The organism is Limnospira indica PCC 8005 (genome assembly GCF_000973065.1).
In the GTDB taxonomy this organism is placed as follows: Bacteria; Cyanobacteriota; Cyanobacteriia; order Cyanobacteriales; family Microcoleaceae; genus Limnospira; species Limnospira fusiformis.
In genome coordinates, this window is sequence record NZ_FO818640.1 from 2,069,402 (window position 1) to 2,092,594 (window position 23,193).

General features: G+C 44.8%; 16 protein-coding genes and 5 pseudogenes. 4 read left to right on the forward strand and 17 right to left on the reverse strand.

Annotation, left to right across the window (positions count from 1 at the left end; genetic code table 11):
- Positions 1-144 precede the first annotated feature (144 nt).
- Positions 145-318, reverse strand: coding sequence for a hypothetical protein (locus XZ46_RS35320; protein WP_006620335.1), 174 nt, complete (start codon positions 316-318; stop codon positions 145-147).
- 616 nt (positions 319-934) lie between these two features.
- Here XZ46_RS35320 and XZ46_RS09070 point away from each other — a divergent pair.
- Positions 935-1,801, forward strand: coding sequence for a pentapeptide repeat-containing protein (locus XZ46_RS09070; protein ID WP_006669734.1), 867 nt, complete (start codon positions 935-937; stop codon positions 1,799-1,801).
- Between the two features lie 18 nt (positions 1,802-1,819).
- Here the strand turns inward: XZ46_RS09070 and hpsJ-A are convergent, their stop codons facing one another.
- The 10 genes and pseudogenes from hpsJ-A to XZ46_RS09120 all read right to left on the reverse strand — a co-directional run bounded on the left by hpsJ-A (position 1,820) and on the right by XZ46_RS09120 (position 14,123).
- Complete coding sequence (gene hpsJ-A / locus XZ46_RS09075; protein WP_006620333.1) at positions 1,820-2,563, reverse strand: HpsJ-like protein, cyanoexosortase A-associated; 744 nt, start codon at positions 2,561-2,563, stop codon at positions 1,820-1,822.
- A 35-nt stretch (positions 2,564-2,598) separates the two neighbouring features.
- Positions 2,599-3,255, reverse strand: a complete 657-nt coding sequence (locus XZ46_RS09080; RefSeq protein WP_006669733.1) for a cyanoexosortase A system-associated protein — start codon at positions 3,253-3,255, stop codon at positions 2,599-2,601.
- 5 nt (positions 3,256-3,260) lie between these two features.
- Complete coding sequence (gene crtA / locus XZ46_RS09085) at positions 3,261-4,127, reverse strand: cyanoexosortase A (RefSeq protein WP_006620331.1); 867 nt, start codon at positions 4,125-4,127, stop codon at positions 3,261-3,263.
- Positions 4,128-5,350: 1,223 nt separating this feature from the next.
- Positions 5,351-5,563 (reverse strand): annotated as a pseudogene (locus XZ46_RS28820) (transposase); the annotation flags it as partial.
- Positions 5,564-5,682: 119 nt separating this feature from the next.
- Positions 5,683-6,558, reverse strand: coding sequence for an IS630 family transposase (locus tag XZ46_RS09090; RefSeq protein ID WP_006669732.1), 876 nt, complete (start codon positions 6,556-6,558; stop codon positions 5,683-5,685).
- A 289-nt stretch (positions 6,559-6,847) separates the two neighbouring features.
- Positions 6,848-7,724 (reverse strand): IS630 family transposase gene (locus XZ46_RS32145; protein WP_157883434.1). Its coding sequence is split into 2 segments (ribosomal slippage): positions 6,848-7,393 and positions 7,395-7,724, totalling 876 coding nucleotides; the frame shifts between segments, so codons are not numbered across the junction.
- 1,513 nt (positions 7,725-9,237) lie between these two features.
- Positions 9,238-9,903, reverse strand: a pseudogene (locus XZ46_RS09105) (IS630 family transposase); the annotation flags it as partial.
- A gap of 258 nt (positions 9,904-10,161) precedes the next feature.
- Positions 10,162-10,827 (reverse strand): annotated as a pseudogene (locus XZ46_RS09110) (IS630 family transposase); the annotation flags it as partial.
- Between the two features lie 375 nt (positions 10,828-11,202).
- A complete protein-coding gene (locus XZ46_RS09115; RefSeq protein WP_006626306.1) occupies positions 11,203-13,602 on the reverse strand; it encodes a GH116 family glycosyl hydrolase in 2,400 nt (799 codons plus the stop codon).
- 50 nt (positions 13,603-13,652) lie between these two features.
- Positions 13,653-14,123 carry a GNAT family N-acetyltransferase gene (locus tag XZ46_RS09120; RefSeq protein WP_006626305.1) on the reverse strand — a complete coding sequence of 157 codons (471 nt, stop codon included), beginning with the start codon at positions 14,121-14,123 and terminating at the stop codon, positions 13,653-13,655.
- A gap of 95 nt (positions 14,124-14,218) precedes the next feature.
- On the opposite strand from XZ46_RS09120, the pseudogene XZ46_RS09125 reads away from it, so the two are divergent.
- Positions 14,219-14,698, forward strand: a pseudogene (locus XZ46_RS09125) (nuclease/transposase family protein); the annotation flags it as partial.
- Between the two features lie 164 nt (positions 14,699-14,862).
- Here XZ46_RS09125 and XZ46_RS09130 read toward each other — a convergent pair.
- The 5 genes and pseudogenes from XZ46_RS09130 to XZ46_RS09150 all read right to left on the reverse strand — a co-directional run bounded on the left by XZ46_RS09130 (position 14,863) and on the right by XZ46_RS09150 (position 18,874).
- Positions 14,863-16,041: an LptF/LptG family permease gene (locus tag XZ46_RS09130; protein ID WP_006626303.1), complete on the reverse strand. Its 1,179-nt coding sequence runs from the start codon at positions 16,039-16,041 to the stop codon at positions 14,863-14,865.
- On the reverse strand, positions 16,038-16,766 hold the full coding sequence (lptB, locus tag XZ46_RS09135; protein ID WP_035759721.1) for an LPS export ABC transporter ATP-binding protein: 729 nt from the start codon (positions 16,764-16,766) through the stop codon (positions 16,038-16,040). The genes XZ46_RS09130 and lptB overlap by 4 nt, the downstream gene beginning before the upstream one ends.
- Before the next feature lie 140 nt (positions 16,767-16,906).
- Positions 16,907-17,479: an LptA/OstA family protein gene (locus XZ46_RS09140; RefSeq protein WP_006626301.1), complete on the reverse strand. Its 573-nt coding sequence runs from the start codon at positions 17,477-17,479 to the stop codon at positions 16,907-16,909.
- 91 nt (positions 17,480-17,570) lie between these two features.
- A pseudogene (locus XZ46_RS09145) lies at positions 17,571-17,966 on the reverse strand (zinc ribbon domain-containing protein); the annotation flags it as partial.
- Between the two features lie 161 nt (positions 17,967-18,127).
- Entirely contained in the window at positions 18,128-18,874 is a 747-nt protein-coding gene (locus XZ46_RS09150; protein WP_006626299.1) for an RNA-guided endonuclease InsQ/TnpB family protein, read from the reverse strand.
- 124 nt (positions 18,875-18,998) lie between these two features.
- Here XZ46_RS09150 and glpK point away from each other — a divergent pair, with 124 nt between their 5' ends.
- On the forward strand, positions 18,999-20,516 hold the full coding sequence (gene glpK, locus XZ46_RS09155) for a glycerol kinase GlpK (RefSeq protein WP_006626298.1): 1,518 nt from the start codon (positions 18,999-19,001) through the stop codon (positions 20,514-20,516).
- Between the two features lie 84 nt (positions 20,517-20,600).
- Here the strand turns inward: glpK and XZ46_RS09160 are convergent, their stop codons facing one another.
- Positions 20,601-21,371: a LemA family protein gene (locus tag XZ46_RS09160; RefSeq protein WP_008049908.1), complete on the reverse strand. Its 771-nt coding sequence runs from the start codon at positions 21,369-21,371 to the stop codon at positions 20,601-20,603.
- Between the two features lie 105 nt (positions 21,372-21,476).
- Between XZ46_RS09160 and XZ46_RS09165 the strand changes: the two genes are divergently transcribed.
- The gene (locus XZ46_RS09165) at positions 21,477-23,177 is read left to right on the forward strand and encodes a TPM domain-containing protein (RefSeq protein WP_008049910.1); all 1,701 of its coding nucleotides are present in this window, start codon (positions 21,477-21,479) and stop codon (positions 23,175-23,177) included.
- Positions 23,178-23,193 lie beyond the last annotated feature (16 nt).

Genomic DNA, 23,193 nt, shown 5'->3' on the forward strand with positions numbered 1-23,193 from the left:
TATGTCAATTATTATTGGCAATTTAGAGATGCCAAATACAGCAAAATTAAGCTGATTTATCCCTGCCAAAAATCAAAATATCTGAGGTTTTATCTGGTCTCATTAATCATGATTAAGTGGGTATAATTAACTGGAAATTCAATCCTAATCATCATCTGGATCCCCCCAGTCGGCGGGGACTTTGCTGTTGGTGGTAACCCTTTTGAGAATTTTCTTGTCAACATAAAATCGCTTGGGAGGTGCTGGTTTTTTGGCTGGAGCGGGTTCCGTTCGCCATATTAATCCTAGTAAGATAACACCAATGAGAACAGCTTCCATATCTTGAAATTCCTCACTAAATTACGATGGAGAGTACCTGCTACGCGCACGGTACGCGATCGCTTTTTACTACAGCCTCGGTAGGGTGATTCACCCCTCATATGGCTGTAGTTTTTCTGTATTTAACACCAGTCTAATCATCGATTTAGGCAATGTCAATAAAAAGGCCCACTTTTTAGTAAAAAGTCACCACTATCCCTACCGGGTGCTGATTGAGCCATTGTTACTACGGTTCAACCTGGTTGTGTGCTGTGGTTAATGTAATATTAACAACTGTATAATCATGGCTGTGAGGATTAATTTAAAGTTAGCGATACTAGCAATTATATCTGAGGCGATCATCATTCTCTAGGTAGATGTTTTCTAGGCCATTAGGGTGCTACACTCATCAGTGTAAATTTAAGTATGAAAATTGCTTAAAATTACTTCAACAACTAACTCCCACACCTATTAAGTATATATACCATTTAGCTGAAGGGGAAATTAGATTGATATGGCTCCCTATATATATCTCCAACCATCCATAATTTATTTTTATATAAATAAAATTGATGATATGATCGCCTCAGATATGTTTTATAACTACAAATAATCCCATAAATTGAGGGTAGTATGTATGTCCCAATTAGCAACTTTTAAAATTCCTGAATATTCAGTAGAATCTAAATTAGGGGGTGGCTTAACAGTGGTAAACCAGGAACAGTTAACCTGCTTGAGACGAGGGGTTGCATTTTGGAACAAATGGCGAGAAGATTACCCGGAAGTACAGCCGGATCTGATGAATGCTAACCTCAAAGGAATGTATCTCAAAGGGATTAATTTTAGAGAAACTAACCTCACAGATACGGATTTAAAAGGAGCCTATTGTTTAAAGGGAAGTTTCCAAAATGTTGAGGGTGATCAAGCTCATTTTGATGGTAGTTATTTGAAAGAGGCTGATTTTACTGGGGCTTATTTGCAAGGGTCAAGTTTTAAAGGTGCTGACTTGCGAAATGTCAATTTTACTAATGCTCATTTGGTGGGTGTAGATTTTCGAGGTGCTGATATTCAGGGTGCTGATTTTAGTGGCGCAAATCTTTACCGATCGCAATTAATGGGAGCGATCGCCAGTGAAACTAAATGGTGTAAAGCTAATCTATTAAGTGCTAATTTATTAGGTACAGACTTACGGTCGGCTAACCTGGAAAATGCTAATTTAACTCGCGCTAACCTCGAAGAAGTAAATTTGTCAAATGCTTTAGCTTTCCATACAAATTTTGAGCAAGCTACACTGACCGGAGTATGTATAGACCAATTAAAGATTAATAATCAGACTAATTTCCGGCGGGCTGTCTGTGATTTTGTTTATCTGAAAGCTGATAGACAAGGGCGTTATCCTTTCCCTTCTAATTATCAATCTTTAGAAGAAGATGCGATCGCACTAATTTCTCGGATTTCCTCCAAGTTGATACCCATGCGATCGTCTAGTTCTTCCCCCGTTTAATAGTCGCTGAGTAACTGCTTAAACTTTTTTCCTAGCCCAAGCTGTTCCTCTCCAAATAGTCACAAATAAGACACCGGAAACCAAAGCCCCTATATTCCACTTAACCGAATTTTTGAAGAGGGTAATTCTGCGGTTTCTGCGGGTTTGTTCTGCTTCAATTTGAGTCCTTTGCGCCGTAGTAGACAGAAAACCAGAAAGCTCTTCTTTAATTTGGTTCACCTGTTCCCGGTTTTGAATATCAGGAGAGCGTCCTTGGGTATCCAGACGGCTGATAAGTTCCCGCATTTGGTCTTCTGATGTGGTCTGTTCTAACTGCTGCTGAACCGTTTGAATATCCGTGATGCGTTGTTCCACTTGACTATCAATTTGCTCACTGCTTTGTTGCTCAATTCTCAGAGTGTTGAAAATCCCTAGGGGAACCATTAAAATAAATAGTACACCTAACAGTAAGGAAAACCAGGACATGAACATTAACAAAGGTTCTTCAAATCGACCTCGTAAATTGCGTTCCCCAAAGAAAATAAACACCAGAGAAATGAGAGGAACAGCAGACCTTTCCACAATCCCCCCCATAGTTTGAAACTCCCAAACCGGGTTCATAAGTTGGGGAGGAAGTATAATGGTGAGCAAATCTAGCATTGATAAAAATAATAACCCGTAGCCAACCGCTCGCAGGGGAGGAATAGTTTTTAACAGGTTAGAGCTGAACTTCCAAAGTACCTCTATTTTATCATTAAGAGGCTTGCCATCAGATTGAGTCATAGGTTTAAAAGTTGGTAAATTGAGAACGGGTATAATCAGCGCTCAAGTCGAGGGAAACGAGGATGCCACCACTGATACCACACTTGCCAAACTTCCTCTAAAATTGGGTAAGTTTCCTCAAAAGAATTATTGGAAATTGGCAGTGATAAATGAGACCACAAACATCGGTGATCTCTTAGGGGTTCTGCTCCCATGATAACTGGTATAAGTCGGGAAAAGTGTAAGTCATAGGTATAGCGGTTTTGAATGAACTGTTCGTAGGTGATAGCACTAGGCGATCGTGGATTAATACAAGATCGAAGGTAGACACGGTAATTGTCAACCGAAAGGCTATAGGAACCTGTATTATTGGTGCGAGTTAGTGTCGGAAATTGTGCCGTAACAGAAGCATCCCTCGGATCATACTGGCGAAACAGTTTTTCATTGGGATGAGGATGATCAACATATCGCATTTCTATCTGTAGAATTTTATCATTCTGCTGATAACGATAAGTATTTCCCCAGGGTTCTGTCAGTGCTTCACTTTCCTGATGCTGCCATCCAGGTAAGGGGATGATCGCCGGAAAGGTAAAGAGTTCGACAACTTGTTCAGTAGTTTTCTGGGGCTCTAGGATTGATTTTCCTAGAACTATAACTACTCCCCCAAATGTTAGCACAAGTAATGAAATTCGCAAATTTTCCCAGATTTTCATAACATTTATGGGCTGAGGGTGTCTTGATTAGTTGGTGGTGTATCCTGTTTAATCATAAACCAACAAAAACAGCCAAACAATGCCACCGAAATCATAGAAAATATCAGAGAACCTTCTCCGACGTGCCAGTAATCAACTGCTTCGGGTTTTTGGGCATTAGCCAGCACAGCTAATAAGACAATCCGAAATCCATTGACTACAAAACTAATTAATACTGCTACCACGGGAATAATAATTTTTTTCCAGAGTACCTCTAGGGGAAACATCACCAGAAATAGCACTGATAATCCTAACAGGTAAAACATTCCTTCTAACCCGGAACATCCCATATTGACACTCACTCCTCCCTCCGGTAGCATGACGTTAAATTTATCCAGAGAAACATCAGCCCCAGCGTACCATAAAATTAAGGCGGCAAATTTAGCGGTAATACCTGAAATATCTACTAACGGCCAAATAAATACTTTGGGAACACCCAGAAAAAATAAGATTGTTAGTTCCCGCCAGTATTCCCGAAAGCCACTAAAACCGGAAGCTATTAGTGTCCAGCCCAGGGCTGATATAAATGGCGAAATCCCTAACCAGTTAGAAGTAGGACGGGTAGCGCTTTTTAGCAACACTATGGCAATTATTAGCATCCCTAATAAGGTGGCCCAGGGGCTGCTGGTTTGCTTTGCTAATTCCTGGATTTTCTCCCATACCAAGGAAGATGCAGATAGCCAAAACATGATACTTAGTGCCAAAAAACTGACGTTATTACGATGATAAATTAGGGTGAGGTGAATTGACATTAAACCGGCGGCGATCGCCATCAGCCAAAATTCTGACTGTTTCCAGGATTGAATTGACAAAAAATTAGGTGTGTTCATCATCAATTTTTTCCCAAATATTACTATGGTGAAATACTCTAGCCATTATCTATCGGATACTAGGACATTCATCAATGGGGGTAATTTCCTACAGATGTAGATGTCTGGGTTGTCAATAATAGCCTAGCTAGATTATAGCTGGAAGGAGGGATTTATATAGCGATCGCCTGGAGAATATAATCTCTCAACAGATAACTATATGGCTGTAAGTCTCAAATACTAAATATTATTATGATTTTCTGATAATGTTGGTGCGAGACGTTCAGGCATGAAATAGGGTTGAGATACCCGAAATAACCTCCTGGTGGGAATTTCAGCCCCTTGGTTGAATATAAGGATCTCGCTCCTGACCATCCCCATAACTGTTTATATGTCCCAACGTTTGGAAAGACAACCTTCCAAACAAGGCAGGGGACTCAAGGTCATAAACAAACTGTTTTGATTGGAGAGTGTAGACTCCATGATATAGCAGGGAGTAGAGAGTAACGGCGTTAGCCACCCCCAGTTTTGGAAATCATAACTCCAGGATTGAAGCGGGGAACGGAAGGCGTGAGGTAGAACTCACTACCAAGATGCGACCACTGCCAACCATCCATGATTAGGGAAACCGAATGTCTGGCTTGAACCACCGTCATCAGTAAGCAGCGAAATAGGTTGATACGCTGCGTTCAAAAGAACAAGGGGAAAAGAAGAGGTTTCGACACACCATCTTCACAGACTTTTAAAAGTACCCCGGTGGATAGGACAAATCTAACGATGGAATGCCCGTATAAACGGAACGTTGTAACCCCTCTAATGCTCTGCCCATCAATAAGTGAGCAATATTACTCACAGGCAGTAGTGAAAAATGTAAGCGTATGGTGCGAGACGTTCGGGTATGAAATAGGGCTGAAATGGCCGAAATCACTACCCGGTGAGGATTACAGCCCCGAATTTGGATATAAGGAGCGCACTCCTGACCATCCTCATAACTGTTTACATGTCCCGACGCTTAGGGAACTAAGCAAGGCAGGGAACCCAAGGTCCTAAGCGAACCGAGAAATCACAGAGCAGAGGGTAACGGCGATAGCCACCCCCAGTTTTGGGAATCATAACCCCAGGATTGAAGCGGGGAACGGAAGGCGTGTGGAGGAGCCTACCTCCTACTCGACCACTGCCAACCATCTATGATTAAGGAAACTGAATGTCCGACTTGAACCATGGTAATATAGCACTAGTCAATACGGTTAGGACGCAGTCTTGAGAACAGAATCCATGGCATCATGGAAAGAACCAAACTGCTCAATACAATGGCGAATGCGGGCTTTCAACCACGACCAACATTTCTCTATCTTGTTGAGGTCTGGCGAATAAGGCGGAAGATAGAGTAAACGGCATTGAGCCGCCTCCACCAGTTCAGCAATCCGCCCCCCTTTATGAAACGTTGCATTGTCCAGTACTGTGCGAGACGTTTAGGAATGAAATAAGGCTGCAATGCCTGAAATAACCTCCTAGAGGGAGATAGACTGACTCGACCCAGTTTACCCCCTAACTGTATATATAGCACTAGTCAATACGGTTAGGACGCAGCCTTGAGAACAGAATCCATGGCATCATGGAGAGAATCAAACTGCTCAATACAATGGCGAATGCGGGCTTTCAACCACGAACAACATTTCTCTATCTTGTTGAGGTCTGGCGAATAAGGCGGAAGATAGAGTAAACGGCATGGAGCTGCCTCCACCAGTTCAGCAATCCGCCCCCCTTTATGAAACGTTGCATTGTCCAATACTAGAGTCTGACCTGGCTTCAATGTTGGAATTAAGATCAACTCCAACCACAACTCAAACACTGTCCGATTACAACAACCCTCAAAGGTAAAGGGAGCTAAGAGTTGTTGATAACACCATGCGGCTATATAGCTCACCCTGCCCTGCCTCTTCCCTGATTTGAGGGCATGGAAGCGTTTTCCTTCCTCGCAGTAACCATAAGGGTAATCCGAGTCCTGACTATTCATGCCGGCTTCATCGAGGTAGACCACTTCTTGTGGCTCCATCTGTTCAATCTGAGCCATAAACTCCTCTCGCTGTTGCTTCCAACGTTCTTGGTAGCCGTAAGTTTTTTTTCTGGTGAAGCCAATTTTCTTCAAGGCTCTGGATATGGTGCGAGGAGAGATGTCGTCATCCCAAAGTTCAGCCATTTGAGCGGAGGTTTTGTGGCCATGCTCTTGGGCAAAAGCCTTGAATTTGTGCCAGTCGGTAATTTGGTGGCTATGACCAGGTGGGCGATTAGGTTTAGGGAGGAAGTCGCCGGTGTGTTCTTTTCTTTGCAGCCAGAGATTGATGGTGTTCCGGCTGACATGGAAAACTTGACTGGCTTTGGTTTTGGACATACCGTCTAGTTCAATTGCATTGATAACTTTTTGTCTAAGGTCGTAACTGTAGGGGGCTGGCATTTTTGGTCTTCTTAGTCATCTCGTCCTCTCCATTATACGTCCTAACTTTCCTGTCTGGTGCTATATGTTCCGACGCTCGGTCTAAAACGAGCAAGGCAGGAAACTCAAGGTCAATCCCATTTTAAGAAATAGCAATATACCGTCCAAGTATACTTAGGAGGAGTATTAAACTCACTTGGGGCGATTATGGGAAAGAGTAAAGGCGGTAGCCACCCCCAGTTTTGGGAATCACAAACCCAGGATTGAAGCGGGGAACGGAAGACGTGATGTATAGCATTAGTCAAGGTGGTTAGGACGCAGCTTTGAGAACGGAATCCATGGCATCATGGAGAGAATCAAACTGCTCAATGCAGTGGCGAATACGGGCTTTCAGCCACGACCAACATTTCTCTATCTTGTTGAGGTCTGGCGAATAAGGTGGTAGATAGAGTAAACGGCATTGAGCTGCCTCCACCAGTTCAGCAATCCGCCCCCCTTTATGAAACGTTGCATTGTCCAATACTAGAGTCTGACCTGGCTTCAATGTTGGAATTAAGATGAACTCCAACCACAACTCAAACACTGTCCGATTACAACAACCCTCAAAGCTAAAGGGAGCTAAGAGTTGTTGATGACACCATGCGGCTATCATACTTACCCTGCCCTGCCTCTTCCCTGATTTGAGTGCATGGAAGCGTTTTCCTTCCTCGCAGTAACCATAGGGGTAATCCGAGTCCTGACTATTCATGCCGGCTTCATCGAGGTAGACCACTTCTTCCGGCTCCATCTGTTCAATCTGAGCCATAAACTCCTCTCGCTGTTGCTTCCAACGTTCTTGGTAGCCGTAAGTTTTTTTTTCTGGTGAAGCCAATTTTCTTCAAGGCTCTGGATATGGCGCGAGGAGAGATGTCGTCATCCCAAAGTTCAGCCATGTGAGCGGAGGTTTTGTGGCCATGCTCTTGGGCAAAAGCCTTGAATTTTTGCCAGTCGGTAATTTTGTGGTTATTGCCAGGTCGGTGATGAGGTTTAGGGAGGAAGTCTCCGGTCTGTGCTTTTCTTTGCAGCCAGAGATTAATGGTGTTCCTGCTGACATGGAAAACTTGACTGGCTTCTGTTTTGGGCATACCGTCTAGTTCAATGGCATCAATAACTTTTTGTCTGAGGTCGTAACTATAGGGGGCTGGCATTTTGGGTCTTCTTAGTCATCTCGTCCTCTCCATTATACGTCCTAAGTGTTCTGTCTTGTGCTATAGAACATACTACTAAAGGCGACCACTGCCAACCATCCAGGAGATTAGGGAAACCGAATGTCTGGCTTGAACCATCGTTAACAATGGGCAGCGAAATATGTTGACACGCTGCGCCCAAAAGGGCAAGGGGAAAAACAGGGAATTGAAACGGTTACCTGTACAGACCTTTATAAGTACCCCGGTGGATAGGACAAATCTAAAGATGGAATGCCCATATATACGGAACGTTTAAACCCCTATTAGGCTCTCTGCGAGCACATCTCGTAGAGTAGTGAAAAGTGTAAGCGCATGGTGCGAGACGTTCGGGTATGAAATAGGGCTGAAATGCCCGAAATAACTACCCGGTGAGGATTCCAGCTCCGAATCTGGATATAAGGAGACCTCTCCTGACCATCCTCATAACTGGTTATATGTCCCGACGCTTAGGGAACTAAGCAAGGCAGGGAACTCAAGGTCATAAACGAACTGAGAAATCAGGGAGTAGAGAGTAACGGCGATAGCCACCCCCAGTTTTGGAAATCATAACTCCAGGATTGAAGCGGGGAACGGAAGGCGTGAGGTAGAACCTACTACCAAGACGCGACCACTGCCAACCATCTATGATTAGCAAGACCGAATGTCCGACTTGAACCATCGTAATACACTAGCAGCGAAATAGGTTGACACGCTGCGCTCAAAAGGGCAAGGGGAAAAGTAGGGGGTTCGTGCGACTACCTATACAGACCTTTAAAAGTACCCCGGCGGAGAGGACAAATCTAACGATGGAATGCCCATATAATCGGAACGTTGTAACCCCTCTAACGCTCTGCCTATAAACCAGTGAGTAATGCTATTCACAAGGCAGTAGTGAAAAATGTAAGCGCATGCTTAGAGGGTGAAGGATGTGACCAGAAGCTAAAGCCCAATTGTCATGGTGGGGATATGCCCACAGGTCACGGTGGGGATATAGATACTGCGGTCAGTAAGAGTATAATGGCGAGGACGAGTTTAAAGACTACGTGGTGCATATAGCTCTGAACATCGAAGTAGAAAGCAGGTCTCTTGATTCTGCTCCTTTGACAAATAGGGTATCCACACCAGGAGCCGTGTGATGGGAAACTATCAAGCACGGTTCTGAATGGGAGAGGGTGAAGGTGACTTCACTCTCGACCCCTAACCCCATAAGGGGAAAGGATGTGACTAAAAGCCAATGCCTAACTGTAATGGTTGGGATATGCCCACTAGTCACGGTGTGGATATAGAGACTGCGATGATGTAAAAGTGCATGACGTGAGCGAGTTTAAAGACTACGTGTTGTATATAGCTTCCTAAAGTTGAAGTCACAAAAGCAGGGATTTGTCACCCTGTTCCTAATGACAAATAGGGTGTCCACATCAGGAGCCGTGTGATGCGAAAGTATCAAGCACGGTTTTGAATGGGAGTTGGGGAAGGCGACTTCCCTTTCGACCCCTACCAGAGTTTGACCTGGCTTCAATGTTGGAATTAAGATGAACTCCAGCCACAACTCAAACACTGTCCGATTACAACAACCCTCAAAGGTAAAGGGGGCTAAGAGTTGTTGATGACACCATGCGGCCATATAGCTCACCCTGCCCTGCCTCTTCCCGGATTTGAGGGCACCGAAGCGTTGTCCTTCCTCGCAGTAACCATAAGGATAATCCGAGTCTTGACTATTCATGCCAGCTTCATCGAGGTAGACCACTTCTTGTCGCTCCATCTGTTCAATCTGAGCAATAAACTCCTCTCGCTGTTGCTGATCACCTTCTTGGTAGCCGTAAGTTTTTTTTCTGGTGAAGCCAATTTTCTTCAAGGCTCTGGATATGGTGCGAGGAGAGATGTCGTCATCCCAAAGTTGAGCCATTTGAGCGGAGGTTTTGTGGCCATGCTCTTGGGCAAAAGCCTGGAATTTCTGCCAGTCGGTAATTTTGTGGTTATTGCCAGGTGGGTGATTAGGTTTAGGGAGGAAGTCTCCGGTCTGTGCTTTTCTTTGCAGCCAGAGATTAATGGTGTTCCGGCTGACATGGAAAACTTGACTGGCTTCTGTTTTGGGCATACCGTCTAGTGCAATTGCATCAATAACTTTTTGTCTGAGGTCGTAACTATAGGGGGCTGGCATTTTTGTTCTTCTTAGTCATCTCGTCCTCTCCATTATACGTCCTAACTTTCCTGTCTGGTGCTATAAAAGTGCATGACGTGAGCGAGTTTAAAGACTACGTGTTGTATATAGCTTCCTAAAGTTGAAGTCACAAAAGCAGGGATTTGTCACCCTGTTCCTAATGACAAATAGGGTGTCCACATCAGGAGCCGTGTGATGCGAAAGTATCAAGCACGGTTTTGAATGGGAGTTGGGGAAGGCGACTTCCCTTTCGACCCCTACCAGAGTTTGACCTGGCTTCAATGTTGGAATTAAGATGAACTCCAGCCACAACTCAAACACTGTCCGATTACAACAACCCTCAAAGGTAAAGGGGGCTAAGAGTTGTTGATGACACCATGCGGCCATATAGCTCACCCTGCCCTGCCTCTTCCCGGATTTGAGGGCACCGAAGCGTTGTCCTTCCTCGCAGTAACCATAAGGATAATCCGAGTCTTGACTATTCATGCCAGCTTCATCGAGGTAAACCAACCCTTCCGGCTCCATATGTTGAATCTGAGCAATAAACTCCTCTCGCTGTTGCTCATCACGTTCTTGGTAGCCGTAAGTTTTTTTTCTGGTGAAGCCAATTTTCTTCAAGGCTCTGGATATGGTGCGAGGAGAGATGTCGTCATCCCAAAGTTGAGCCATTTGAGCGGAGGTTTTGTGGCCATGCTCTTGGGCAAAAGCCTGGAATTTCTGCCAGTCGGTAATTTGGTGGCTATGACCAGGTGGGCGATTAGGTTTAGGGAGGAAGTCGCCGGTGTGTTCTTTTCTTTGCAGCCAGAGATTGATGGTGTTCCGGCTGACATGGAAAACTTGACTGGCTTCGGTTTTGGGTATACCGTCTAGTTCAATTGCATTAATAACTTTTTGTCTAAGGTCGTAACTGTAGGGGGCTGGCATTTTGGGTCTTCTGTAGATATCCTTGCCATTATACGTCCTAACTTTTCTGTTTTTTGCTATAGCTCTAAAAGTTGAAGTCACAAAGCAGGAAGTTGTTACCCTGTTCCCGATGTCAAAAGGGGTATCCACATCAGGAGCCGTGTGATGTGAAAGTATCAAGCACGGTTTTGAATTGGAGTTGGGGAAGGCGACTTCCCTTTCGACCATAACGCCACAAAATAGTTGGATGGCTGACGCACCAGAATAATTAACACCCTTGGTGGGTCAGACGACCACAGTAATCATGATTAGACATGGGTAGGGGGTAGGGTGCGTCAGATAGAATCATCATGATGGCCACAAATAGTTGGATGGCTGACGCACCAGAATAATTAACTAGGGGTGTTGTATTTGATAATACATAGCCCAAATTGCCATAGCGCGGAGATAGTGACTAGCGCGGAAAGTTCCGGCGGCGGTAATAGCTTCTGGGGTGCGGAACTGGAGGCCGTTTTGATATACTTGAGTGATCACGGCTTCGGCGAGTTGAAAAGCCTCTTCTTTCATCCCCATTTGAATAAAGAAAGCGCCCAGACCGAAATTAATCCCAGTCCATACCTCTAGGGGGTGGGTATCGTTAGGATTCATGGGTTCTCCGGTAGTTCTGACACCGTTAGCGGCTCCAAACTTGCCATTATGAAAATTCTGGAAGCAGGCTTGATAAATGGTTTGTAGCGCCACTTGTGCGCGATGTGGCGGGACAATATCGGGCAAACCTAATAAAGCGGCATAAAACTGACCACAAAGTTGATCAGCCATGACGACATCAGATCCACTCTGACTGTCGAGATTGTAGTAGCTACCATTCCAGAGAGTTTGGTCATAAAGAGGTTTAGCGGTCTCTAGCCAATTAGTCCAGGTAGCGATCGCCTTAGTAGTATCTGGAGTGAGATCACGATTATGGGAAAGTAGGATATTTGCGATCTCAATAGCGGCTTCCAAAGCGGCTAACCATAACCCCCCACAATAGGCGCTAATCCCCACCAGTCGCCAATCATCAAAAGTCTGATCTGGTGCGCCGCCATTTTCTGGGATACCATCTTGATCGCGATCGAAGGTTTTGAGATAATCGAGAGTTTCGACGATCGCCGGCCAACATTCTACCAAAAACTGAATATCATCAGCCCCTGTCAACAGATAATCGCGATAGACCTGCAAGACAAAATCACAGGGTAAATCTTTCCACAAATTGCAATCCTGATAACTGGTGTAGTTAGTCTTTTCCCAGGGATGTTCATTAGGGGCCCCCAAGTCATGGGGAGTCGCCCCAGCCGCTTTCCGAATAGCTGAGGCTTGATTATAACCAATAATTCTGGGGGTATGATCAGCAGTAGCGATCGCCTTAGCAAAAGTCCGTATCACCGATTTTTCCAATTCTGGCCAGGACATCAACAAGCCAAAGGACCCATACAGGCGCACATCGAGACTTTCATACCAACGATAATCCAAGCATTCGAGGACAGCAAACCGTCCCCAAGGTTGATCCTCATCTGTAGCCGTCCATAGACTCCCCCCGTCCGTCAGTAGATAAAGTTCATTAAACAAAGCCATTTTGAACCAAGGGGGTAAATCTTGGCGATTGAGAATTGGATTTTGCCATGCTTCAATATTCTCACGCCAGGTGTCGGAATGCTTCATAGCTGTCCGAATCATTGACCAAGCGTTACGACCATTGCGCCCAAAAAAATCGGTATAGTGGCGGTAGTAACTAACTCCCGCCTCAAACTCACACACGGGTAAATCCCAGGCGATAAAAAAGGGAATTTTGCGAATTTTTCCGGGTCTGAGGATACAGCGGACCGCCAAAGCCGCGCCAATTCTTTCACCTTCAACGGCGGGTCTGTCATCCTGTATATCAATCAGGGACCCATCCTTAGAAAAATATTCCCAAATATCGTAACCATTACCGTTAGGGTTCCAGCGATTGTGATAATATACCTCAACGGCGGGGTTAGAAATAGTGGCGATCGCTATTTGACCCTCCCCTTCTCTCGGTTGGTCATTAATATTCAAGCGAGTCATCACACAACCAACACGGTGGAAGTCTTCGACAAAGCGATTCAAATTATCCTGACTATCTCCCCAGCGGGGCTGATATTCATAGACGGGACTACCATCATCGCGGACCTTGACCGTGGGGTTTTCTAAACTATTGGTAAACCAGCCGATAGTATTTTCCCAGGTTAATAAAATACTGAGGATAATTAGTTTATCGGTCGGGTTGTGGGCTATCCACTCAAAGACAGCAATAGGATAACTGGTTTCTTGGTAATTTCCCCCCCACACTGGGGAAAACTGTTCACAGGTTAATTGAGTTTGAAAGACGTTTTCATAAACAAACCAACTGCGGGGGTAAAGGGCGTAATAGGTTCCGGTTTGGGTATGTTGATCGGAAGTAGGATACCAACTCCATGCTGATAAGCTACCATCTTGGGGAGGCTGGGTAGATAGGGCGTAGGCTTGTCGTTTACCGTCGATTTCCTCAAAAACGCTAAATTGACAGCCAGGAAGGGGGCGAAAGATATGTTCCCCACCATCAAGATGCCATAGATTAAAGTCTCCCCGATGAGACCGACCAATGCAACCCGCGCCAAAACCCCCTAGAGGCATTCCATGAAAGGGACCATCATCTAAATTACTAGGGTAGCGTACTGTATAGGGTTTTTCCCATCCTAGGCCTATGGGACGATTCCAAGTATAGGGGGGAATATTTACGGTTGGGGATGGATATTGCATAGCATTGAATCGTTAAGGGTAGGATAGAAGTTAACTGCGGACCGGCGGGTTTAGCGTTTCATACGGACAAAGGTACAGGGATAGCCAGAAACAGTATTTTCAAAGGTTTCGACTTTGACAAATCCGGCTTTTTCATAAAACCGAATGGCGTTTTTATTCCCCGCCATGACAATAGTCCAGGCTGGGGAACCGATTAAATTAATCGCCAAACGCAAAAGACGGCATCCGATACCTTGGTGTTGATAATCTGGATCGATGTACAACAGGATAATATAGCCTTGGTAGATTGCCATAATCCCAATGACTTTTTTGCCATCACAGGCGACAAACTTGCGACAGAGGGGGAAAATACGGGCGATATAGGGATTTTCTGACAGGGGTCGCATCCCTCTTAAATCACAAGAACCGGCAAATTCGGCGGGTTGGGCGCGATCGTGAACTTGACAGACTTGTTGCCAGTCGCGATCGCGGTAGGGACGAATGGTAATCTGGGAGGTAACAAAATTGGGAGTTGTGGTCATTGATTAATTATCAAAAAATTGGGTCATTAACCTCGTCCTTATAGGACGACTTTATGCGTGTGCTAAGATAAGGTAACTTGCAAATGGTTCATGCCATGATTGTATACGAGTTCAAAGTCAAAGGGAAAGACAAGCAATATCAAGCCATAGACGAAGCCATTCGTACTAGCCAATTTATTCAAAACAAGTGCTTGCGCTACTGGATGGACAACAAAGACATCAAGGTAGACAAGTACGCATTGAATAAATATTGTGCAGTATTGGCGGCTGAGTTTCCTTTTGCCAATGAACTCAACTCAATGGCTAGACAATCGGCTGCGGAACGTTCTTGGTCTGCCATAGCCCGATTTTACGACAACTGCAAGAAGAACATTAAGGGTAAAAAAGGTTTCCCTAAATTTAAAAAGAATTGCCGTTCAGTTGAATACAAATCATCTGGGTGGAAGCTGTCAGAGACTCGAAAAGCGATTACCTTCTCAGACCGGAAAGGAATCGGAACTCTGAAGCTCAAGGGAACTTACGACCTTAATTACTATGACATCAAGCAAATTAAGCGAGTGCGATTAGTGCGACAGAGATATCAATGCCGCTATCAACATTTTCAAGTTAGGACTCAGTACGGTAGGGCATACCGGAACTCACGCGCTCAGGAGATTTGTCCTCTTGGGCGGTTGGCGCCAGTCTGCTGTCTAACGGCGAGTCTGTGAATGTGGAATCCGCACGCCTTTAGTGGGGAGTGTCAATCCGCACTCCGGTACAACAAAAAGCCAGATACTCCTAAACCCAACATTGTTGGTAGCCAAGCTGCCATAAACGGGCTAAGAATTCCTTTCTGGCCCATTGCACCGGTGATAAAAGAGAGTAAATAATAGGCAAATATAATCATAACGCTGATTCCGAAGCTGGTGGCGCGGTTGGTGCGTCCTGGACGAGAACCGAGGGAAGACCCCAGCAGTCCAAACACCACACAGACAAAGGGAAGGGCGTATTTTTGTTGAATGCGTACTTTGGTTTTGAGGATTTTGGCTTGATCGCCACTGAGTTTCATCAATTCTAGGTATTCTTTGGTTTGGGCGATATTCATTTCCCCATAGTCGCGGTCTTGGCTGGCTAAGTCTAGGGGAACACGGGAAAGATATAATTGTTTATGGTCGAAGCGGGCAATATTACGATAAGAACCATCTGGGTCTACAATATAAACGGTGCCGTTATAGAAATCCCAGGTGCTTTCTTCGGGGTTCCAAATGGCGGTTCTTGATGAAATAATTTGGGTGATTCCGGCGCGGGAACGATCTAAAATGGTGACTCCTGACATTTTGCCATCGGCAAATTCTTCGGCATAAAAAAGCCGCCTTAAAACGTTAACGCGGCGGTTAGTACCCTCGACGCTTACCCTTTCATATTCTGGGAAAAAGATGTTAGTTGACCTGATATTTAGTGCGTCTTCATTGAGAGATTTTTGCAGGGTAATTGTAGCCTGAAAGTTGGCGGCTGGTACGATTATTTCATTAAAGGCGAAAGTCATCCCGGTGACGAAAAAACTAAAAATAATTGCGGGAATTACGAGGCGATAAAGACTAATGCCACAACTGCGAATGGCAATTAATTCACTATCGCTAGACAGTCGCCCATACACCATCAATGTGGTTAAAATCATTGACATGGGAAAGGCGAGGACCATAAAATCAGGCATTTTTAACAGGAATACCTGAAAAGCTACACTGACCGGAAGTCCCGATTCTGCTACGCGGCGGACTAATTCAAATACAGTCCCGACGGTGACAGCAACTGAGGTAAATAATCCTACCCCAAAGATAAAGGGAGGTATCAATTCTTGGATGATGTAGCGATCTAACACCGATAGGTTGGGTAGTAGCCATCGAGTTGAAGGTGTAGACTTGGTAATGCTTAATTTCATAATTGAAAACTATCGCCAAGGTAATACTGTCGCACTAGGGGATTGTTGTAAAGTTCTTCTGCTACCCCTGATGCAAAAATCTGTCCGTCTCTCATGATATAGGCGCGATCGGTAATGGCGAGGGTTTCGCGAACATTATGATCGGTAATTAAAATGCCCATATTCCGATCGCGTAAATCGGCGACAATGGCTTGCATCTCTGATACGGCGATCGGGTCAACTCCCGCAAAGGGTTCGTCCAATAGCAAAAAATGGGGCGGTAATGGCCCTGATGCTAAGGCGCGGGCTAATTCTGTCCTGCGTCTTTCACCCCCGGAAACTTGCACGCCTAAGTTGTTAGCGACTTTTTCTAACCGAAAATCCTGCAAGAGACTGTTAAGCCTATGTTCCCATAGACGGCGGGGGACACGGGTTTGTTGGAGAATTAACAGAATATTGTCGCGGACACTTAGATGTCGGAAAATACTGGCTTCTTGGGCTAAATACCCTATACCTAGTCTAGCCCGTTTGTGTATCGGTAGGTGGGTAATATTGCGATCGTCAAGATAAATACGCCCCTGGGTCGGCTTTTCTAATCCAGTGGCTATATAGAAGGTGGTGGTTTTTCCGGCACCATTCGGACCCAGTAAACCAACAATTTCTCCCTGGGAGATAGATAAATTCACGCGACTAACAATAGTGCGCTTTCCATAGGACTTATGGATGTTTTCCAGCACGATTTTCATTGCTGTTTGACAAAATTTGAGTATAGCGCGACGGCTGTTAACGGTGATATAGATAGTTATATCAGGCAACGGACAACAGAGATTACAGGCAACAGAAATATATTCCTGATTATATTCCTGATTACCCATCAGGTTGAATTCTACGGGGAACCTAAAGGGGTTTGAAAGGCGGGTAAGGGGTTAAATGGTTGAGCGGCAGCGTTGTTTTGCTCGCTGGTGTTGTCGGGAAGCAGATAAATTGACTCGACCTGTCCGCCTTGGCGGGGAGTGGCGATAAATCGCCCTTCATCAATTAGATAGGTGACGGTTTCTCCTCGGATAGTGTTGCCATTTTGTAAAACTAAAACATTCCCGCTCAGGATGATGCGACGTTCCTGGCTGAAGTATTGGGCTTGGGCGGCGGTGGCTTGAATTTGACGGGCGGGGTAGTCTATTTGTACGTTTCCCCTAGCGGTGACAATTCCGGTGTTAGCATCGGCTTCCTGTATATCGGAACGGACAGTCATGGCTTGACCAGAACCTCTGGGACTTTGGGCGTTACCTGGATACGGGCTGAAGATACCCCCAGTAGATAAAAATGGAAAGATGGCGATCGCTATTATAACTCCCAGTACATGGGTAATTTTGGGGCTACCAGAACTACAGCCAGACACGGACTGTTTCCACAATAGCAGTTGTAGGTGTTTGGGTAATCTATTCATCAGCATGATCATGTGTGAGGACGACGATAGGAGTATTGAACCCTGATAACGGCCGGCGGTTTCATTATGGCATTAACACTGACTATATTGGAAACTGATACATTTACGCGACATTTTTCCGGTTGTTCCCGGACAATGCGACGATAGCACTATTACCGGTTAAGGTAACAGAGGCGGTATCCCGCAAAGCTTTTAGAAAGATTCCAAAAGCACCGTTCCAGTCCCTGGGTAGAGTGAACCCGCACTCAGGACATCGGAACACTTTTGAGCCACCTAGCTGGGAATGCATCTGACCACAGTGAGTACAGGTTTTGCTGGTGTATTCTTCCGTCACATCTACAACTGTGGTTCCAGTTATTTCCCCTTGATGTCTCAGGGTTAGTTTGAATCGATAATGCGCCCATGTCAGCATGGCGCGGGCAGTCTTAGACCTGATTAGACGCTTCACCTTGGCAACCATATTGGAAGTCTCGAAGGGGGGCCAAAAAATCAGGCTGTGTTATGGGATGGCCAGGGATGCGACCCAATCAACCAAGGGGTTGAAGTCCTCACCGGGTAGTCCCCACGCCCATTTCAGCTCTATTTCATACCCGAAGGTCTCGCACCATACTTGGTATTATACCGTATTGCCGTAAAATGTTAACCTAATTTGAGATTAAATCATGCTCTCAAATGCTCGCGAGCATACCGATTCCTAGCCTTGTGATAGTTCTGGGACTGAGGTTTTGCTCCTTTACGAAACTTTCGAGATTTCCGCCTATTCGCACGATTAAGCTGCTTTTCAGCTTTTCTGTAGAACTGAGGTGCCTCTATTACACTGCCATCACTGGTGGCTATGAAATATCGCAGTCCCATATCTATCCCAATAGCTTTTTGACTGGGTTTTGTCTGCACTCGACAATCTGCTTTGATGCAGAACTGAACATAGTACCCATCCGCCCGACGGACTAGCCGAACCCGCTTAATTTGTGATTCGTCATAATGGGCTAAATCATAGCTACCAATCAAGCGCAACTCGCCGATAGCAAAACCATCTGTAAACTTAATACGCTTAGGTTCAAGTAGCTTCCAGCCAGAGGTTTTGTACTCTACTGAACGAGAGTGTTTCTTAAACTTAGGATACCCTACTGGCTTGATGCCTTTCCTACAGTTCTCAAAGAACCGGCTAATTGCATTCCAAGCGCGTTCTCCTGCCGCTTGACGAGCCATCGAGTTGAGTTTTCTGGCAAAAGGAAATTCCTCAGCTAACTCTTTACAGAGTCGGCTGAGGTCGTACCTGCCAACCCCTTGGTTATCCATCCAATAGCGCAAGGCTTTGTTACGGATGAATTGAGCCGTCCGAATAGCCTCGTCTATGGCTAAAGCTGGTAGCGGTTTGGTTTTTGCCTTAAACTCAAGTACAATCATGCTGTGATGTTAGCACATCTAGCCTAAGGCGACTAAAGTCGCCGTTGTTTTTCATCCCCGCGCTGAAGCAATGGGGCTTTCAAATGATCGTGCTAGTTTCGTAAGTTTTTTCAAAGAAATGCTCATGACTACATTAAATACTCAATATATTTTAGCCCTGGATTTAGGCACAACAGGCAATCGGGCGATTTTGTTTAATGCTGAAGGTTCCATCGCAGGTCAGGCTTATAAAGAACTTACACAACATTATCCTCAACCTGGTTGGTTGGAACATGACCCGCAACAGATTTGGGAAGATACGTCAGAGATGATGCAACGGGTATTTCGGGATACGGGGATTTCTCCGACCCAAGTGCAAGCTATTGGTTTGACGGTGCAGCGCGAAACCTGTATGTTGTGGGATAAGACGACGGGAGAGCCTCTTCATAATGCGATCGTTTGGCAGGATCGCCGCACGGCTGCTAAATGCCGAGAATTAGCCGAGCAAGGAAAGGCTGAGGAAATTCAAGAACGCACAGGATTGGTGGTTGATGCCTATTTTTCGGCAACTAAATTGGCTTGGTTACTTGACTGGGTAAAACGAGAAAAGCCCCATGTTAATTTGGATAATGTCTTAGCCGGAACTGTGGATACCTGGGCGCTATGGAAACTTACGGGGGGAAAGGTTCACGCTACAGACCACAGCAACGCCAGCCGCACTATGTTAATGAATTTGGATCGGGGTGATTGGGGTCCGGTTTTGCTAGATTTGTTTGGTATTCCTCGCCATATCATGCCGGAAATTAAACCCAGTATCGGCTTTTTTGGTAAAACTGACCCGAATCTATTGGGGGTGGAAATTCCGATTACGGCTATTTTGGGAGACCAGCAGGCTGCTTTATTTGCTCACGGTTGCGACCAGCCGGGGATGTTGAAATGTACCTATGGGACGGGATGTTTTTTGATTTCTCAGACTGGGGAGATTTTGACGCGATCGCATAATCAACTTTTGTCTACTATGGCATGGACTCAACAGCAGGGAGACCGCCCGATTTCGGCAAATTATGCCCTGGAGGGGGCTATGTTTACCACCGGCGCTTGTATTCAATGGCTGCGAGATGGAATTAAATTGATTGATTCGGCGGCGGAAACTGAGGGATTGTGTCGCCAGGTTCATGATACTAATGGAGTTTATTTTGTGCCAGCCCTCAGCGGTTTGGGAGCCCCTCACTGGGATATGAGTGCTAGGGGTGCTTTTATGGGTATTACTGGCGGTGTACAGCGACAACATTTGGTGCGATCGGTTTTGGAGTCGATCGCTTATCAAGTCGGTGAGGTCGTGGAAGCTATGAATAAGGATTGTCAAACTTCTATTTCTCTGCTGAAGGTTGATGGCGGCGCTTCCCGAAATAATTTTTTGATGCAGTTTCAAGCCGATTTGTTGGGTATTCCTGTCGAACGTCCCGCCATTTTGGATGCTACCGCCCAAGGGGCCGCTTTTGGTGCGGGTTTGGCGATCGGTTTTTGGGATAGTTACCAGGATTTGATTTCTCGCCGCCAAGTCGATCGCATATTTGAACCCGGAGGAGGCTCCGCACAGGCGCGCGATCATTTTATTATGTGGACACGCGCCATCAGTAGGGCTAAAAATTGGGTTGATTAAAAATCCCTTTTTTATCATAAATATCCGATTTTGTCAACCTCCTATAGGATTAATTTTGACTAGATGGCGGTTGACTTTCTGCTTTTATTCAATCTTAGGAACCTGGGTATTTTCAGCGCGAAAAAATGGCTTTTCCTCAAAACCAAAAATAGCAGCAACTATAGAGTTAGGAAAACGTTGGAGGTATTGATTATATTCTTGGACAGTTTGGTTATATCTTTGTCTTTCAGTAGCTATGCGGTTTTCTGTCCCAGCTAATTCATACATAAGACCGATAAAAGCCGGGGAATAAACCAGTTGGGGCTGGCTGACTACATACTGATTAAATTGCCCAATAGCTAAATTAATTTCATCATTAGCTACTAATTTTTCCGATGCAGAATTGGCTTGTAAAAACTGTTCCCTCGATTCAATTAACAGGTTAATAATTTGCTGTTCGTGTTGTGCTTGCGCTTGAGTTACAGCTAATAAATTCGGAATTAAATCAGCTCGCCGCTGGAGTTGGTTTTCTACTTGACTCCAGGATGCTTGGGTTTGCTGATACCTGGCTGAAATTAAATTATAAGTAACAATAGTCCATAATACCGTTACTACTGCGAAAACTATCCCCCCTAATGTTAACCCAGATTTAAGTTGGGTGGCTTTTTGTTGGGCGATCGCTTCTAGTTGGCGCTGTTTCTCAATTTCGGCGATCGCTTTTTCGATAAATTCTGGCGGAATAGAAACCTCCGCACCCGCTTCCTGGAGTTCGGCGATCGAATAACTATCAATAGCTTCCTGATACAACCGAGAAGCCACTTCTAACACTTCTGGCGCGAGTCTTTCGGGAATATTGCTATCAGCAGCATCATTCATCAATCTTCCTCTCCCCAAAAATTAAGTTTTCTTAAAGAATTGCTCCTCTGCTGATTGTAGGTCCTTATAATATCACATAACTTGCTGATGAGTTAACCTGGAATTATGAAAATTAACAGTATCCAGCGCTACGGTCGCATTTTAGGAGTATGGTGCTTAGGAATTCTCTGTTTTAGCATCATCCTGATATCACAGCCTTCCGTCAGTTATAGTCTCACTCCCTCAGAAGTTCCTAATCCTCAAGAAGTATATGGGGGATGGGTGACAGATATGGCGAATGTTCTCAGCAATGAAACAGAAGACCGATTAAATCAGATGATTTTTGAACTCGAAGAAAAAAACGGGACCGAAATTGCTGTGGTGACAGTTCCTGAAACCGGGTCTTATCCTTCCCCTAAAGCCTTTACCACTGCACTATTTAATCATTGGGGAATTGGTAAACAGGGTCAAGATAACGGTCTTTTATTTTTAACATCTGTAGGCGATCGCCGTGTAGAAATTGAGACCGGATACGGTATTGAGAGAGTTTTACCTGATGCGAGAGTCGGGCGAATTATTGATAATCATGTAGTTCCTTATTTAAGAAATGATAATTTTAATGATGGCATTTTAGCCGGAACTCAAGCCTTAATTCAAGCCGTAGAATACCACGTTTTTGATGCCAGCCTTCAACCCCCTATAGATATCCCTAATTTAGTTTGGTTTTTGACAGGTTCAGCCGGTTTATTATCATGTACTTTTTATAATTTAGCCAGCCGTGAAGCCCAAAAACCTATTTTGGTTAAGCCTGGAGACTATCAGCGGATTACAACATTTGACCCCAGTGAAACTGGCGCTTATACTTATGTCCGCTTAGGTATATTTTGTGTATTATTTGCCTTAACTGCTATCCCCGTATTATGGATGTTGTATCGAACCCCACAATTAGCTCCATTTTCAGGGGTGGCTCTGATAGCTATATTGTTTATAATCCTGGTGGGTAAAGCGTATAAAAAAGCGTATAAAACTATCTTAGTATCAATGACCACAATTAATCAGCCCACCACAATTAATCAGCCCACCACAATTAATCAGCCCATCGGTTCAGCAATTGGCAGTATGGTATTAACTACTATGGTATTTATTGTTTCCATAACTATGGTATTACCTATGGTAGTTATTTTTTCCATACATTTCTTTGGGTGGTTAATATACTATCAAGAATCATGGATTGGCATAATTAAATCGGGAATAATTATCACATCTCTAATTAGTTTGATTGGCTGTTTTACCATCAGTTCTCAACTCATTGAATGGCGTTTTAAGAAAAACAAAAATCAGCGTTCATTCCGTCCTGTTTATAATACTGATTCACAAGTTTTCCTAGAACCCTTAGAAACCGCAGAACTCCAACCCCTATTAACAGACCATGAACAGGTAGCCGCCAAACTCGGAAATGTTAGTTTTGAGGCGTGGTGGAGTCCTGAAGTAGGCGCACTGAGTCGCGATACTATCTATCTAAAAGCCTACGTTAACAAGCCCAGCCATTCAGAATGTCCTATTGGTAAAGAATTAACCGTAACCAGCACATCACAAACCGTCGTCTCACCCACTCAATATAGTACAGGACTCCTACGGATTACCTATCAATGTGAATGTTGCAACTACAATACAAAAACCGACCACACAATTCCCAGCTTATCATCATCCTCCAGTAGTGGTGGAAGTAGCGGTAGTAGTGGTGGCAGTTTTGGTGGGGGTAGTAGTAGTGGTGGGAGTTTTGGTGGGGGTAGTAGTGGTGGGGGTGGTGCTGGTAGTGACTTTTAGGAGGCTTTTAATTAAT